This window comes from Muricaecibacterium torontonense (assembly GCF_004793925.1).
Taxonomy (GTDB): Bacteria; Actinomycetota; Coriobacteriia; order Coriobacteriales; family Atopobiaceae; genus Leptogranulimonas; species Leptogranulimonas caecicola.
The window spans coordinates 2,501-18,303 of sequence record NZ_SRYE01000001.1 but is presented as its reverse complement, the minus strand read 5'-3'; the positions used below and the strand labels follow the sequence as shown (position 1 = coordinate 18,303).

The window sequence follows — 15,803 nt, the reverse complement described above, 5'->3', positions numbered from 1 at the left end:
TCAATCATTGTTCCATTTGAAGGCCAAAGGACTAGGATACTGAATCGACTCAACGGTCCGCCCCTCAAGAGAGGACCCAAGGGCACATGTATTGGCTTGTAGGCGCACTTATCGGGCTACTGGGGGCGCTCCCCGGTCTCCGGTTGGCTCATGATGCACGTAGCGGTCGCCGCGTATCGGTGGCCGCGGGCCTTGCCGTCACGCTCGCATCCACAATCATGTTGGTGCTTGCAGTCGCAGCGGGGTATTACCTACATAGTTCCGAGTTTGCCTCCTTCGCCTTTGCGATGGTGACAGTTTTTCTCGGGACCTGGACCATAGAAGCAATGCTGGCTTGGCGGTGGATAGTCCACGGTCGCCGGCAATAAGAAGGAGGAAACGTGGGAGAGTTCGAGGAGCTACCTGAGCACGTTAACGAGCTCGTTGACAGCTTCATCGCAGAGCCTGTGGTGGGTGACCTCAACGTAGGTATCACCCAATACACCTTCTACATGTTCCTTGCCGTCGCCATTATCTTTGTGGTGCTTTTCATTTTTAAGAAGAAAGAGTCGGTGTCTTTGGTGCCCCAGGGTCGCTTTGTGAATGCAGTGGAATATGTGATTGAGTTCGCACGCAAAGACCTGGTAGAGGACATCCTGCACAGCACCTGGCGTCAGCACTTCCCCTTCATCGCCACGGTCTTCTTCTTCATTCTGGTCAACAATCTGCTGGGGGTTATCCCCGGCATGCATCCAGGCACGGGTACCATTGGCGTGACCTTTGCCCTGGCGCTTATCTCGTTTGTGTACTTCATCTACGTAGGCGTGAAAAAAGATGGCGGCTGGGGTTATATCAAGAGCCTCAAGCCTAAGGGCGTTCCTTTCCCGCTGGACTGGCTCGTCTGGCTCATCGAACTGTTCTCTACGTTCCTTCGACTCATTACGCTGGCCGTGCGTTTGTTCTGCAACATGTTTGCCGGCCACGTGGTTATGGGTACCTTCGCAATCCTGGCATCGCTTTTCATCTCTCGATTCGCCCAGGGTGTCACTCTTGAAGCCTTTACAGGCGCAGGCATCTCGCTGCTCTGGCTTCTGGTGCTTATCGTCATCTATCTCGTTGAGATTCTTGTAGCTGCCATCCAGGCATACGTGTTCTCGTTGCTCACGGCGGTCTACGTGCAAATCGCCGAGGAAGATGAGTAATCATCGGCATATCGACGGGTAATACCGTCTGTGCATAGTTCGATCCCATAAGAAGGCCCGGTCGGAAGGGCCGTTGCTAAAGGAGGAATCGTGGGAGTCATCGGTTACGGAATTGGTGTTGTTGGTGCCGGTTTGGGCATCGGTCTTGCTGCCTACGGCGCAACTACGTCCATGGCCCGTCAGCCCGAGGTTCAGGGTCGTCTGTTCACCGTCTTCATCCTTGCCTCTGCATTCGTCGAGGCACTGGCCCTTATCGGCTTCGTGGTCTCCCTGCTTGCCTAATTACTATTCACGTCAAGCTCGTTGGAGGTTTCAGAAATGAATCGTACCTGTGCAGGTAGAGGGGTTCTGCCCTCTGCAGTGGGGGCTCTCGTGGCAGTGATTCTCACTGCGCCAACACCCGCACTGGCTGCCTCCGCCTTCGACATCCTCGTCCCTAAGCCGGCTGAGTTTATACCAGCCCTGGTGGCCTTCATCGTGATCTGGGTCATCCTCGCCAAGCTTGTGTGGCCTACGGTGTTAAAGACGCTAGATGCTCGCCAGCAGACCATTCAGAACAATCTGGATGCTGCCGAGCAGGCTAAAGTCGAGGCTGCTGAAGCGCTAAAGAAGGCTGAGGCTGCGGTTGATGAAGCCCAGATTCAGGCTGATGACATTGTGGCTGAGGCTAAAAAGACCGCTGAGGCTTCCCGGGCTGCCATCATCGAGAAGGCCAATGCTGATGCCAAGCAAATCACCGATCGTGCTCGCGAGAACATCGATGCTGAGCGCAATGCAGCTATGGCTGAGCTCGTAGACCAGGCCGCAGATCTTGCCGTGGACTTGGCGAGCAAGATCATTGGCGAGCATCTTGATGTAGAGACGCAAAAGCGCCTCATCGAGAAGTCGCTGGCGGAGGCTGGAGACGCCAATGTCGACGAATAGCCGCATGGAGCAAGACAAGATCGAGACCTATGCGCGCACTCTTCTCGAAGCCGCGAAGGCAGAGGGACGCGAGAAGCGTGACTTGCACGCGCTGGTAGATCTGGCCAATGCCTTAGGCGAGGTGTCAGACACTCTTAAGGTCATCTTGGAGCGCGGCGATGAGAACCTCTTGCCAGAGATCGCCAATCGCTACTCAGATCTTGTTCATAACGAAAACGATGTCATCGCCGTGGACGTGACAACTGCCATTCCCTTGGATGATGACATGCGCGAAGAGGTAGAGGAGTTCCTCTCGCTGGACTACGGTCAATCCGTGTTCATTGTCGAGCACGTGGACCCCTCAATCATCGGAGGCATCATCTTCAACGCGCGTGGTGAACGCCGCGACGCATCTGTTAAGACCCAACTTGAGAATGCGCGTCGTGTTCTCAAGAGCAGAGGAGGCGAATAGGAGTTGGCCGATTCCAACGAGGCGACCAAGGTTGCGCCAGATGGCGCTATCAACGCCGACACCATAGCCAACATCCTGCGCGTCAAGCTCGACGCCATGAAGGCCGCCATCGATACTCAGGATGTTTCCCGAGTGATCGAGATTGGCGACGGTGTTGCCCGCGTGAGCGGTCTTAAGAGCGCTATGGCTGGCGAGTTGCTGGATTTCACGAGCGCTATGACCGGCGAGCATGTGTACGGCTTGGCCCAAAATCTGGACCGCGACGAGGTTGGCGCGGTGCTCTTTGGCAATGTGGAGGTTATTCGCGAGGGTGACGAGTGCCGTACCACCGGTCGCGTTATGGACATCCCCGTGGGTCCTGCGATGCTAGGGCGTGTGGTTAATCCTCTGGGCGAGGCTATTGATGGCGCTGGCCCTATGGAAACCGTGGCTCGTCGTCCCATCGAGTTCAAGGCCCCTGGCATTATGGCTCGTACTCCTGTCTGCGAGCCTGTGCAGACAGGCCTTATGGCTATCGATGCCATGATCCCTGTAGGCCGCGGTCAGCGTGAGCTTATCATTGGCGACCGCAAGACCGGCAAGACGGCAATCGCCATCGACACGATCATCAACCAAGCCAAGAGCGACATGATTTGCATCTATGTAGCCATTGGCCAGAAGGCTTCCACAGTAGCCACTATCCGCCAGACGCTCGAGCAGCATGGTGTGATGGATAAGACCATCATTGTGGCTGCCACCGCCTCAGATTCTGCACCGCTTCAATACATCGCCCCCATGGCAGGCGCTGCCATTGGCGAATACTTCATGTATACCGGTGAGGACGGCAAGCCTGCTAACCAGGACAATCCTGGCCGTGCCGTGCTAGTGGTCTACGACGACCTGTCCAAACAGGCAGTGGCCTATCGCCAGATGTCTCTGACGTTGCATCGTCCCCCTGGACGCGAGGCGTATCCCGGCGATATTTTCTACCTGCACTCTCGTCTGTTGGAGCGCGCCTGTAAGTTGGATGAGGCCCATGGCTACGGCTCGCTTACTGCGCTGCCCATCATTGAGACGCAGGAAGGCGATGTGTCCGCTTACATTCCTACCAACGTCATCTCCATTACCGACGGTCAGATCTATCTGCAGTCCAACCTGTTCTTGCAGGGCCAGCGCCCTGCAGTGGACGTGGGCATCTCGGTGTCCCGCGTAGGTGGAGACGCTCAGATCAAGGCCATGAAGCAGGTGGCCGGCAACCTCCGTCTGGACCTGGCAAGCTACGCCGAGCTTCAGAGCTTTGCACAGTTTGGCAGCGACCTCGACCGCTCCACCCGCTATCAGCTCAACCGCGGCGCCCGCATGACCGAGCTGCTTAGGCAGAAGCGTTTCTCGGCCATCGACGTGGTGGATCAGGTAGCCGTCATATTCGCAGGCAACAACAATTTCCTCGACGATCTTCCGGTAAACCAGGTGATCCCCTTCCGCGATCAGTTTGTGGATTACCTCAAGACCAGTCGCGTGGCTCTGCGTGAGAAGCTCCGTCAGGGGCGCATCTCCGACGAGACAGCCGAAGAGCTCAAGGGCGCCTGCCGCACCTTCAAGAAACAGTTCTTGGCCAGCACGCGCGCTGCCCAGAGCAAGAAGACCCAAGAAGAGCTAGCAGAAGACGCAATCGAGTCGGCTGGCGCCGTGACCACGGTGGAAGACTCCGCCGCCTCGGTGGCTGAGGAAGCATAGAATCATGGCGAACCTTCGCGACATCAAACGACGCATACGCACGGTGTCGAGCACTCGGCAGATCACTCACACCATGGAAATGGTGTCTACTACCAAGATCATGCGTGCCCTCAAGCGTGCAGCAGACGGCGCCCCCTACAAGGACGCCATGACCACCATGCTGGTCAACGTCGCCGCTGCGGGCAGCAGCGAAGAGCAACCTTTGCTTAAGGAGCATCCTGCAGTTAATCGCGTGCTCATCATTGTGGTGGCTTCTGATCGCGGCTTGGCTGGCGGCTTCAACGTGCAGGTGGAACGTGACGTTGAGCGCCGTATCGTCGAGTGGGAGTCCAAGGGCGTGCAAACAGAGCTCGTCTGTTGCGGCACCAAGCCTACGGAGTACTTCACCGCGCGCGGTCGCAAGCCCATCTTGTCTTTCCAGGGCATCTCGGCAGATCCTACGCTGGTGGAAGCCAACCAGATCGCCAGTTATGTGATGGATGGCTTTACTTCCGAGCATTTGGATCGCGTCGAGATTACCTATCAGCATGCGCGCAGCCGTGTTGAGCAAAGGCTGGTTACCGAGGAATTGCTCCCCGTAACCCGTGACACCCTGCGCTTGCCCAATGCCCCTCGCGAGCATGAGGCGTTGTCAAGCTTGAACCCTGCTGCCAACTCTGAGGCTGCGCAGGACTTCGAGTTCGACCCCTCGCCCGCTCAAGTGCTGGGATATCTCATCCCCAGCTATATCCGCACGGTGATTTATCACGCACTCATCGACTCCGCAGCGGCCGAGCATGGCGCGCGCCGTCGTGCCATGCAGGCAGCTACCGAGAATGCCGATGAGATCGTGACCACCTTGAGCCGTGAGTACAATCGCATCCGTCAGAGCTCTATCACCACCGAGATCAATGAGATTGTCGGCGGCGCCGCAGCATTGGAGGAGAAGTAATGGCAGAGAAGACCAAGCTCGCGTCGCTGGACCTCGACAGCGTTCTCAAAGCCTCGGTCAACAATCAGAGCGACCTCGACGAGGGCATCATTGTCCGTATCGTAGGCCCTGTGGTCGACGTCAAATTCGAGGACCACATGCCCGCTATCTATACCGCCCTCAAGGTAGATGCAGTGACTCCTTTTGGCCACATCAAGACCGAGCTTGAGGTGGAGTCCCAGCTGCCTGGCGGCATTGTACGCACCGTCGCCATGACCTCCACCGACGGTTTGCAGCGCGGCCTGCATGTGGTGGATACCGGCAAGCCCATGCAGATGCCTGTAGGCGAGTCCACTTTGGGCCGCGTCTGGAACGTGCTGGGCGAGCCTGTGGACGGCAAGGGCATGCCTAAGAACGTGCAATACTATCCCATCCATCACCCAGCGCCTCGCTTCGACGACCTCACCACCTCGGTGGAGATCTTCGAAACCGGCATCAAGGCCATCGACCTGCTGGAGCCCTACATCCGCGGCGGCAAAACCGGTCTGTTTGGTGGCGCCGGCGTAGGCAAGACGGTGCTCATTCAGGAGCTTATCAACAACCTGGCCATGGAGCACGGCGGTACCTCGGTGTTTACCGGTGTAGGCGAGCGTACCCGCGAGGGTACCGACCTTTACCACGAGATGACAGAGTCTGGGGTTATCAACCGCACCTGCCTGGTCTACGGTCAGATGAACGAGCCGCCCGGAGCCCGTCTGCGCGTCGCTCTGGCCGGTCTGACCGAGGCCGAGTACTTCCGCGATCAGGGCCAGGACGTGCTGCTCTTCATCGACAACATCTTCCGCTTCTCTCAGGCGGGCTCTGAGGTTTCGGCACTTCTCGGCCGCATGCCTTCCGCAGTGGGCTATCAGCCTACCCTGGCTACCGAGATGGGCGACCTCCAGGAGCGCATCGCCTCCACCAAGGAAGGCTCAATCACCTCGGTGCAGGCAGTCTATGTGCCCGCAGACGACCTGACCGACCCGGCGCCTGCTACCACCTTCACGCACCTGGATTCCACTACGGTTCTGTCCCGTTCCATCTCTGACCTTGGCATTTACCCGGCCATCGATCCTTTGGCGTCTTCTTCGGACGCGCTGGATGCCACGGTGGTGGGCGACGAGCACTATCGCGTGGCCATGGCAGTGCAGGAGGCCCTTCAGGCCTACACCGACCTTCAGGACATCATCGCCATCCTGGGTATGGACGAGCTCTCTGACGATCAGCGCAAGACTGTGCAACGCGCTCGTAAGATCCAACAGTTCCTTTCTCAGTCCTTCCACGTGGCAGAGCAGTTCACTGGCAACCCCGGCGTCTACATCAAGGTGGCCGACACGGTGCGCTCCTTTGCCGCCATCGTGGACGGCGAGTGCGACGACATTCCCGAGCAGTGCTTCCGTTTCGCTGGCGACATCGACGATGTGCGCCGCCGTTATGAGCGGCTGCAGAAGGAAGGGGAGGCGTAAGGCCCTATGGCTCACCTCACCTATCAGATCGTTCGCCCCGACAAACTCATGAAAGAAGGCGAAGCCAATGCGGTGATCTTGGTCACTCGCTCTGGCGAGCTGGGCGTCTTGCCCGGTCATGCCCAAGAGATCTGTGCTCTGGGCGATGGCGTGGTGCGCATCGAGCATGAGCCTGACGAGAAGGGCGAGACCGTAAACTACATCGTGATTTCCGGCGGCTATGCAGAGATCACCGGCACCGAGGTCATCCTTCTGGCCGACCATGCGCGCAACATCGACGACATTGAGCCTTCTGTGGTGGAAAAGACTCGACAAGAAGCCCAAGAGGAACTGAGCCGCATTCCAGAGGGAGATTCCCGCCGCGCTTACTTCGACTCAAAGATTGCCTGGTGTGATCTTTTGCTTGCCGAGAATGACCGCTGGAGCGGGCAGAAAGCCTAAGGGTGGTCCCTACAATTTTGGAAGCTGCAGCTTGACGGCAGCCACCTGCCTGCTGCCTAGATCTATAAAAAAGGGCGACCGTCAAGGTCGCCCTTTTTACCTCTTGCGCCCTGGGCCACCGCCCCTTGTTTTTCGCTATGTGCGCCTGCGGTGTAGGAAGTTAAAGCCGGTGCACTTTGGGGTTGGTGTCTTCCATACTAGAAGCCGGAAAACAGAGGGCCGGGCCGCCTAGGGGCTCCCTTGTAGGGATGGGTGGGTTTCTCGGCTAGAAAATTGGAGGAATGCCGTGGAGGTTATTCAGATTGAGGGTGGCTACCCTATTACCGGCGAAGTCAGGGTGGAGGGCGCAAAAAACTCGGCGCTCAAGCTCATGGCAGCCACGCTCATGGCGCCCGGCATCAACGAGCTCACCAATGTCCCCAACATCTCGGACGTGCACATCATGGCGCAGGTGCTGGAGGAGCTAGGTGCAAAGGTCGAGGTCAAAGGGCCGCATGATCTGCTAATCGACACCACAGACGTCAATACCTGGGTCACTCCCTATCATCTGGTGGCCAAGATGCGCGCATCCACGGCGGTGTTGGGACCGCTTCTGGCCCGCTTTGGCAAGGCCGTGGTGGCTATGCCTGGTGGCTGCAACATCGGCGCCCGCAAGATCGATATGCATATGTTGGGCCTTGAGGCGCTGGGTGTGAACTTTGTGGTAGATCACGGCAATATCCACGCCAGTGCGCCCAATGGCATCGTGGGAACGCTGGTGACGCTGGAGTTTCCCTCGGTGGGCGCTACAGAGAACCTGCTGATGGCCTCGGTCCACGCCCAAGGCGTCACCACCATCGACAATGCTGCTCGCGAGCCTGAGATCGTAGACTTGGCCAACATGCTCAACGAGATGGGCGCCAAGATCTCTGGCGCCGGCACCCCGCTCATCGAGATCGAGGGCGTGCCTGAGCTGCATCCCGTGAGCCATCGGGTGGTGGGCGACCGCATCGAGGCAGGTACCTTCATCGCCATGGGCGGCCTGGTGGGCGAGCCGGTGACCGTGCGCGGGTTCGACCCCCAGCATCTGGGTCTCGTGCTCAAGAAGTACGAGCTTATGGGTCTTACCGTCGAGCGCGAGGCGGATGGCGTCACCGTGTGGCGCACCGGCCCCATCAAACCTACGGACATCCAGACGCTGCCTTACCCCGGCTTTCCTACCGACATGCAGGCCCAGACCATGACACTTCTCGCCACTGCCGCAGGAGACTCCATCATCACAGAGAATGTGTTTGAGAACCGCTTCATGCTGGCAGCCGAGCTCAACCGCATGGGAGCCGACATCCGCATCGAGGGGCATCATGCTATCGTGCATGGGGTGGAGGGCTTCTCGGGAGCGCCTGTGACCTCTCCCGATCTCCGCGGCGGTGCCGCGCTGGTGATGGCGGGTCTGGTGGCAGACGGCTATACCACGGTGTCGGCCATCCATCATATCGACCGCGGCTACGAGTCCTTCGTGGAGAAGCTCCAGTCGCTGGGCGCTCATGTGGAGCGCATCGCAGCGCCCGACGAGCTCTAAGTGCGACGACTGCCATTTTTAGAGGAGGGATGACCCATGTCGGAGTCCGAGAAGGACACGGTGCCGGCCAGCCATCTGTCTATGGCCAACGAGGATTATCTGGAAGCCATTTGGCGCATCGCTTTGCGCGAGCAGTCAGAGGCGGTGCGCTCGGTAGATGTAGCGGAGCTTTTGGGAGTCTCAAAAGCCAGTGTGAACAAGGCGCTGTCAACCCTTAAAGAGAACGGCTATGTGGAGCAGCATCGTTACGGGCGCGTCACGCTCACCAACGATGGCGCCGCCTACGCTCGGCGTTTGTGGCGTTCCCATAGGGCGCTCCGCACATTTTTAGAGACCGAGCTGGGTGTGGATCCTCAGGTGGCCGATGAAGAAGCCTGCCGCATGGAGCACGCATTATCTGATGACACTATGAATCGTTGGGTTCATTACCTAGAGAAGGCTGGAATTGCGGTAGATACGGTCTAGTCATCAAGCGAACCTATTGCGTCTCTTATCTGTATCGGAAGGATTGCCATGGATTACCCGTCTTCGGGGCACGACGATCTCATGCCTCAGGCTGAGCCTACCGTTGCAGAGCTTTTGCACGCTTCCTCACCCTCAGACCTCGACGAGGCTTCTCAAGATGCCCAGGTGGCCGCAGCTCGTGAGCTAGAATCCCGCCTCCGCGGCCAAGGGGCGGCGCTCACGCTTTCCTCAGACCTCACCTCTGCGCTGTCCAAGCTCGATCCCACTATGCCTTCTGCTCTCTGGTCGCTCTACGAGCCCGAGCAGGTAGCGGCTTTCCAAGAGCTCGAGGCGGCTTCGGGCATCGAGGCGATCCTGGCCAACACGCGCACCCCGGTTGCAGACCTTTTGGCCGACGGCGCCGCTCGTCAGCTCTATGACCTTGGGCTTCGGGCTATGGAGCTGGCCAGTCGCCGTTCTGCGCCCTACTGCTTGGGCGTGGCTAACCTGGATCGATGGGACACCGCCGATCCCATAGCTGCCTTCACCGGAACTCTGCGCCTGCTGGAAGGCGTCTGCGACGGTGGGGCTCAAGGCTTGCTGCTCGAACAGGCGCCCTCGCTGGATCTCGCCTGCACGCTTCTGGATGCCCTTGCCGAGAAACGCACCCACCTTCCTGCAGTCATCTGCTGCTTTGACCCCACCGCTTCCGGAGTGGCGCCCCAGCTCACCCCACAGACCGACGAGCGGGGGTTCGCCCTTCTCGGCATGCCTCCAACAGCCCAGAGGCCCGACTATGCCCGCCTGGTGGAGTCCCTCGCCTCCCGGTCGGTGGCGGCGTGGGGATTCTCGATGCAGACGGCAGAAGACCTGGTGCGCTGCCAGGGGCTCTTTAGAGGCGACGGCTCCCAAGGCGCGGCCTATATGCTGTCTGCGGCCCTTCTGGAAACGGGGGCAGCTGACCACCTGATGTTCGATGCTGCCACCACTGCGGTAGGGCTCATCGGTCCGGCGAAACTGTCGTTGGTCTCGCGACTGGTGCTGGCGCAGCAACAGGTCGACAGGCCAGAGGACCAGCGCTGACATTCAGATGCATAATTTAAGGGCCTTTGGAGGTTTTCATGGCCCTGTCATTTGTATGTAACGATTTGGAGACCGGGCAGATACAGGTAACATCAAGGTTGGTCGAATCCAGCTGTTGCTCTGCGACTCCTGTGCTTGACCTTACGCATCCACTCAGTTGGCGCGTCTTTTAAGACCGTGCCAGCGCGTTTGGACGTACGTGCTCTGTGCGTCCCTGCGGCCTCAAGGGCTGCAGGCTAAAGGAAGGTTTCATGAAGGCTGTTATCCCCGCTGCTGGTTTGGGCACTCGTTTTTTGCCTGCTACCAAGGCTACTCCCAAAGAGCTGCTTCCAGTTCTCAATAAGCCGGTAATTCAATATGTAGTAGAAGAGGCACTTGAGCCTGCGGCAGTTGACGGCGTGGTTATCGTCAACTCCCACGAGAAACCCCAGATCGAGGAGTACTTTAGCCCTATGCCCGAGCTAGAGGGCCACTTGCGCGAAGTGGGCAAAGAGGCCGACGCCAACCTGGTGCGCGAGACCGGCGAGCTGCCTGTGTCCTTCGTCTACCAGGACGAGCCCCTGGGCTTGGGCCATGCGGTGCTTTGCGCTGCCGACAAGATCGACGACCAGCCCTTCTTTGTCCTTTTGGGTGACTACTTTGTGCCTAATCGCGAGATGTGCGTGGCCATGGAGGCAGTGTCTCGGGCTCACAACGGCGCTTCGGTCATCGCAGTGGCCCCTGTTCCTCATGAGGATGTAAGCCGCTACGGTATCGTGGGCGGCCAGCTCGTCGCTTCTCCTGACGGGGTGGCTCGCGGTGAGAACGAGCCTGGTGCAGTACTCAAGATCTCTGAGCTGGTAGAGAAGCCTGCTCCGGAAGATGCCCCCACCGATCTCTTTATTGTGGGTCGCTATCTGCTCACTCCCCGCGTGATGGAGCTGTTGACCACCCAAACCCCTGGTGCCGGCGGAGAGATCCAGCTCACTGACGCCTTGGTGCGCCTGCTCGACGACGAAGAGCTCTTTGCCCTAGTGGTGGATCCCAAAGACGGCTGCGATACCGGAACGCCGGCTGCCTGGGCCGGCACCAATGCCCGTATGGCTCTTAAGGACCCTGCCATTTGCTCCATGTTCTTGGAGGCGCTGGGTTCTCAGGAGCTCTAGTTTGTCCCGATGTTCTCCCGGGCCCCAGGCTCGGGAGACCGCGGCGATTATAAAAGACCAGAGGATCTCTCATGTCCTACTTGCGGTTCACCAATGATGGCTGGTATTCGCGGCTGGACGAGGATTTCTGCGAGCCCAATGTCGCTCGCATTGCCGATGCCGTCGCGGCCTTTTGGTATGAGCAAAATCCAAAAGGCACTGTCTATATAGGGTTTGACACCCGCCAGAATGCGGGCTCCTATGCTGCCATTGCTGCAAAAGCCCAGGCAGCTTGGGGACTTAGGACCGTGGTGTCCGACGGCCCCTGCCCCATGCCAGCCTTGAATGAAGCGGTGCGCGAAGACCCCGAAGCCATTGGCGCCCTCATGCTCACGGCAGACCACCGTAGCGCCGATTATCTAGGCGTGCGCGTGCGCAATGCAGATTCTTCAGCCATCTCCTCAGAGGATGCCGCTCATATAGAAGACCTGGTCTCTGCCGAAGTAGACGTTCCCGACGTGTCCTTCGAAGTGCAGGACTTCGTCTCGCCGTTTTTGGCGACCATGTCGTCGATCATCGATGTGTCCTTAGTGCGCGACGCCCATCTCACTGCGGTGGTCGACCCTCTTTTTGGCACCGCACGAGGAATCGCCGCCCCGCTGCTGCGCTCTTTTGGCGTGGACGCAATGGAGATCCATAGTGCAGCCGATGCCAACTTTGGCGGCCTTCATCCTGAGGTGGTGGAGCCTTGGGTTGATGACCTGGAATATCTTATCGGGCAAACCCGATCCAGCTTTGGGGTTGCCATTGACGGACCTTCGAACCGCTCCATTCTGGTGGACGAGCGCGGCCAGCTGGTGTCTGCCCCTCAAGCCCATGGATTGCTCTTGGAGCATCTGGTCAAGCATCGAGGCCTCTCCGGCCGCATTGTGGTGCCCCGGTTCTCCTCTGCCATGACTCGCCGTCTGGCCGATCGCCTAGGTTGCGAGGTGGTGGCCGTCGCTTCTGGCCCCACTTGGCCCTTCGATGAGATCCGCCGAGGCAACGTGCTTACCGCCAGCGACGGCCTAGGCGGCATTTGCGTTCCTACGTTTGATAGGGAGCGCAATGCATTCGTGACCATGCTTTTGCTCATGGAATACATTGCTGCCGAGAAAAAGCCGCTCTCTTTGCTGGTAGATGAGTTTTGTGCCCAGGTGGGCAAGATGGAGTTCGGCTCTAAAGAGCTGCGGATGGATCCTGGCAAATATGCTGTGTTGCGCAATCTCTTGCCGGGAGTAAACCCTGTATTAGAAGGGGTAGGCAAAGAGCCTGTGTCTGTGAGCCATGCTGATGGGTTGCGAGTCCAGTATCAAGATGATTCTTGGCTTTTGGTAAAGCCCTCGCTCTCTGAGCCTCTTGTACGTATTTATGCCGAAGGTCCTACAAAGGCCGAGAGGGACAATCTGCTCGATGGTGCCAAACAGCTTCTTAAGCAGCTTTAATAGTAAGGTCTGTTGCAAGTTATGAAGGAAATGTGAAGTGCAAACTTCTCGCTAGGCTCACCCTCTCCCTCGCGTATAGTTCTTTCTCGCGCCGCGGTGGCACAGACCACAGGCGGTGCGGCGAACCTTGAGAACCGGATACCGTGGCCCCTTTCCTACAAGAAAGAGAAGTGAGAAAAGGGTCACAGAAAGAATGACAGACCATTTAGTGGTTCTTTATTACTTAACCTCGTTTTCTTATAAACCAGTGCGAGTAGCAAAGAAGACCTAATGGATCCAAAAGTTGATCGGCGTTTATTAGCCGGAGTCATAAGGTAAGGCTCACCATTTTTTGACTGGTTAAAGATGCGGTTCTCTGCATCTTGACATAGTTTGAACGGAGAGTTCGATCCTGGCTCAGGATGAACGCTGGCGGCGCGCCTAACACATGCAAGTCGAACGAGAAGCACCTCTTCGGAGGTGTGGATAGTGGCGAACGGCTGAGTAACACGTGGGCAACCTGCCCCTCTCATCGGGATAGCCTCGGGAAACCGGGGATAATACCGGATACTCCGACGCTTTCGCATGGAAGCGTTGGGAAAGCTCTGGCGGAGAGGGATGGGCCCGCGGCCTGTTAGCTAGTTGGCGGGGTAACGGCCCACCAAGGCTTCTATGGGTAGCCGGGTTGAGAGACCGACCGGCCAGATTGGGACTGAGACACGGCCCAGACTCCTACGGGAGGCAGCAGTGGGGAATCTTGCGCAATGGGCGAAAGCCTGACGCAGCGACGCCGCGTGCGGGATGACGGCCTTCGGGTTGTAAACCGCTTTCAGCAGGGACGAGGCCGCAAGGTGACGGTACCTGCAGAAGAAGCCCCGGCTAACTACGTGCCAGCAGCCGCGGTAATACGTAGGGGGCGAGCGTTATCCGGATTCATTGGGCGTAAAGCGCGCGTAGGCGGCCAGTTAGGTCGGGAGTCAAATTTCGGGGCTCAACCCCGTCTCGCTCCCGATACCGGCTGGCTTGAGTGTGGTAGGGGAAGGCGGAATTCCCGGTGTAGCGGTGGAATGCGCAGATATCGGGAAGAACACCGGTGGCGAAGGCGGCCTTCTGGGCCATCACTGACGCTGAGGCGCGAAAGCTAGGGGAGCAAACAGGATTAGATACCCTGGTAGTCCTAGCCGTAAACGATGGACGCTAGGTGTGGGGCGATGTCGCTCCGTGCCGCAGCTAACGCATTAAGCGTCCCGCCTGGGGAGTACGGCCGCAAGGCTAAAACTCAAAGGAATTGACGGGGGCCCGCACAAGCAGCGGAGCATGTGGCTTAATTCGAAGCAACGCGAAGAACCTTACCAGGGCTTGACATGACGGTGAAGCGGCGGAGACGCCGTGGCCGAAAGGAGCCGCCACAGGTGGTGCATGGCTGTCGTCAGCTCGTGTCGTGAGATGTTGGGTTAAGTCCCGCAACGAGCGCAACCCCTGCTGCGTGTTGCCATCATTTGGTTGGGCACTCACGCGGGACCGCCGGCGTCAAGCCGGAGGAAGGTGGGGACGACGTCAAGTCATCATGCCCCTTATGTCCTGGGCTGCACACGTGCTACAATGGCCGGCACAACGGGCACGCCACTGCGCGAGCAGGAGCAAATCCCTTAAAGCCGGCCCCAGTTCGGATCGGAGGCTGCAACCCGCCTCCGTGAAGTCGGAGTTGCTAGTAATCGCGGATCAGCACGCCGCGGTGAATGCGTTCCCGGGCCTTGTACACACCGCCCGTCACACCACCCGAGTCGTCTGCACCCGAAGTCGCCGGCCTAACCTCGTGAGGGAGGCGCCGAAGGTGTGGAGGGTAAGGGGGGTGAAGTCGTAACAAGGTAGCCGTACCGGAAGGTGCGGCTGGATCACCTCCTTTCTAGGGAGACACACGGTCTTTCTAAAAGACATCGCTTATCTTTGATTTTTTAGTTCCTTGCCTTACCGGCAACCGATCGCCTCTTTCTGTGACTCTCGCTTTTCCTCCTACAAAAGAAGGCAAGCTACGGCATCCGGTCCTCGAGGTTAATCGCCTCGCGTACCTTGAAAGCCGCATAGCGTCAAAACACATTTGTGTGTCTCAGACACAGTCTGAGATATAAGCATCTGATCGCGTGCCATCTCTGTCTCAACTCGGAAGATGGCACAGCATGTATGTATACCAGCAACACTGCACCTTATATATCTAAGGTGTCTTTGTTTGTTATTAGCAAAGCTATGAAGACAAAGACAAGATGTTAAGAGCGTACGGTGGATGCCTTGGCACAGGAAGCCGATGAAGGACGTGACAAGCTGCGATAAGCCACGGTGAGGCGCACATAGCCTTCGACCCGTGGATCTCCCAATGGGCAAACCCGACAGACGTGATGGTCTGTCACCCTTGCTTTGAACCCATAGAGGCAAGGGGGATAACCCGCTGAACTGAAACATCTAAGTAGGCGGAGGAAGAGAAATCAACAGAGATTCCCCTAGTAGTGGCGAGCGAACGGGGATGAGGCCAAACCGACGTGCGTCTATGCCCGGCAGGGTTCGCGCCGTCGGTGTTGTAGGGCCACACGTACAGGATCTGCCGGTCTTGTGCGCAGTAAGAAACCGGAGCGGTAGTCGAAAGGTCTGGGAAGGCCTGCGAAACAGGGTTAGAGCCCCGTAGACAAAACCGATCCGGCTGCGCGTTGTGGTACCTGAGTACTGCCGGACACGTGAAACCCGGTGGGAATCTGGGGGGACCACCCTCCAAGCCTAAATACTCTCCTGTGACCGATAGCGAACCAGTACCGTGAGGGAAAGGTGAAAAGCACCCCGGGAGGGGAGTGAAATAGTACCTGAAACCGTGCGCTTACAAGCAGTCGGAGCACCTTAATTGGTGTGACGGCGTGCCTTTTGTAGAATGAGCCAGCGAGTTGCGGTATGTGGCGAGGTTAAGCTCTGATAAGCGAGCCGTAGCGAAAGCGAGTCCGAAGTGGGCGTATAAGTCGC

13 protein-coding genes and 2 rRNA genes (1 of these 15 cut by a window edge) are annotated in these 15,803 nt (G+C 58.2%); all 15 read left to right on the top strand.

Going from position 1 to position 15,803, the window contains the following annotated elements; all coding sequences use genetic code 11:
• The first annotated feature begins 380 nt into the window (after window positions 1–380).
• Complete coding sequence (gene atpB, locus E5334_RS00080; RefSeq protein WP_136011589.1) at window positions 381–1,181, top strand: F0F1 ATP synthase subunit A; 801 nt, start codon at window positions 381–383, stop codon at window positions 1,179–1,181.
• A gap of 90 nt (window positions 1,182–1,271) precedes the next feature.
• Entirely contained in the window at window positions 1,272–1,463 is a 192-nt protein-coding gene (locus E5334_RS00075; RefSeq protein WP_136011588.1) for an ATP synthase F0 subunit C, read from the top strand.
• A gap of 90 nt (window positions 1,464–1,553) precedes the next feature.
• Window positions 1,554–2,105 (top strand): F0F1 ATP synthase subunit B, encoded by a 552-nt coding sequence (gene atpF, locus E5334_RS00070; RefSeq protein WP_265591876.1) that lies wholly within the window; start codon window positions 1,554–1,556, stop codon window positions 2,103–2,105.
• On the top strand, window positions 2,092–2,556 hold the full coding sequence (locus E5334_RS00065) for a F0F1 ATP synthase subunit delta (protein ID WP_136011586.1): 465 nt from the start codon (window positions 2,092–2,094) through the stop codon (window positions 2,554–2,556). The genes atpF and E5334_RS00065 overlap by 14 nt, the downstream gene beginning before the upstream one ends.
• Before the next feature lie 96 nt (window positions 2,557–2,652).
• On the top strand, window positions 2,653–4,272 hold the full coding sequence (gene atpA, locus E5334_RS00060) for a F0F1 ATP synthase subunit alpha (protein ID WP_369945822.1): 1,620 nt from the start codon (window positions 2,653–2,655) through the stop codon (window positions 4,270–4,272).
• A 4-nt stretch (window positions 4,273–4,276) separates the two neighbouring features.
• Window positions 4,277–5,203, top strand: coding sequence for an ATP synthase F1 subunit gamma (gene atpG, locus E5334_RS00055; protein ID WP_136011585.1), 927 nt, complete (start codon window positions 4,277–4,279; stop codon window positions 5,201–5,203).
• Window positions 5,203–6,687, top strand: a complete 1,485-nt coding sequence (atpD, locus tag E5334_RS00050; protein WP_136011584.1) for a F0F1 ATP synthase subunit beta — start codon at window positions 5,203–5,205, stop codon at window positions 6,685–6,687. The genes atpG and atpD overlap by 1 nt, the downstream gene beginning before the upstream one ends.
• Window positions 6,688–6,693: 6 nt before the next feature.
• Window positions 6,694–7,128: an ATP synthase F1 subunit epsilon gene (atpC, locus tag E5334_RS00045; protein ID WP_136011583.1), complete on the top strand. Its 435-nt coding sequence runs from the start codon at window positions 6,694–6,696 to the stop codon at window positions 7,126–7,128.
• Window positions 7,129–7,414: 286 nt separating this feature from the next.
• Complete coding sequence (murA, locus tag E5334_RS00040) at window positions 7,415–8,686, top strand: UDP-N-acetylglucosamine 1-carboxyvinyltransferase (protein ID WP_136011582.1); 1,272 nt, start codon at window positions 7,415–7,417, stop codon at window positions 8,684–8,686.
• 36 nt (window positions 8,687–8,722) lie between these two features.
• Window positions 8,723–9,151, top strand: coding sequence for a metal-dependent transcriptional regulator (locus tag E5334_RS00035; protein WP_136011581.1), 429 nt, complete (start codon window positions 8,723–8,725; stop codon window positions 9,149–9,151).
• A 48-nt stretch (window positions 9,152–9,199) separates the two neighbouring features.
• Entirely contained in the window at window positions 9,200–10,213 is a 1,014-nt protein-coding gene (locus E5334_RS00030) for a hypothetical protein (protein ID WP_136011580.1), read from the top strand.
• A gap of 251 nt (window positions 10,214–10,464) precedes the next feature.
• Window positions 10,465–11,358 carry a UTP--glucose-1-phosphate uridylyltransferase gene (locus E5334_RS00025; RefSeq protein WP_136011579.1) on the top strand — a complete coding sequence of 298 codons (894 nt, stop codon included), beginning with the start codon at window positions 10,465–10,467 and terminating at the stop codon, window positions 11,356–11,358.
• Between the two features lie 71 nt (window positions 11,359–11,429).
• A complete protein-coding gene (locus E5334_RS00020) occupies window positions 11,430–12,821 on the top strand; it encodes a phosphohexomutase domain-containing protein (protein ID WP_136011578.1) in 1,392 nt (463 codons plus the stop codon).
• 373 nt (window positions 12,822–13,194) lie between these two features.
• Window positions 13,195–14,706 (top strand): 16S ribosomal RNA (locus E5334_RS00015).
• 348 nt (window positions 14,707–15,054) lie between these two features.
• Window positions 15,055–15,803: ribosomal RNA gene (locus E5334_RS00010) — 23S ribosomal RNA — on the top strand (it continues 2,229 nt past the right edge of the window).
• Together the 16S and 23S rRNA genes form the textbook arrangement of a ribosomal RNA operon.

Coding starts and splice junctions, on each gene's coding strand:
- atpC (WP_136011583.1), top strand. CDS start 6,694: ATGGCTCACCTCACCTATCAGATCGTTCGCCCCGACAAACTCATGAAA.
- E5334_RS00065 (WP_136011586.1), top strand. CDS start 2,092: ATGTCGACGAATAGCCGCATGGAGCAAGACAAGATCGAGACCTATGCG.
- atpD (WP_136011584.1), top strand. CDS start 5,203: ATGGCAGAGAAGACCAAGCTCGCGTCGCTGGACCTCGACAGCGTTCTC.
- atpG (WP_136011585.1), top strand. CDS start 4,277: ATGGCGAACCTTCGCGACATCAAACGACGCATACGCACGGTGTCGAGC.
- E5334_RS00025 (WP_136011579.1), top strand. CDS start 10,465: ATGAAGGCTGTTATCCCCGCTGCTGGTTTGGGCACTCGTTTTTTGCCT.
- E5334_RS00020 (WP_136011578.1), top strand. CDS start 11,430: ATGTCCTACTTGCGGTTCACCAATGATGGCTGGTATTCGCGGCTGGAC.
- E5334_RS00035 (WP_136011581.1), top strand. CDS start 8,723: ATGTCGGAGTCCGAGAAGGACACGGTGCCGGCCAGCCATCTGTCTATG.
- E5334_RS00030 (WP_136011580.1), top strand. CDS start 9,200: ATGGATTACCCGTCTTCGGGGCACGACGATCTCATGCCTCAGGCTGAG.
- atpA (WP_369945822.1), top strand. CDS start 2,653: ATGAAGGCCGCCATCGATACTCAGGATGTTTCCCGAGTGATCGAGATT.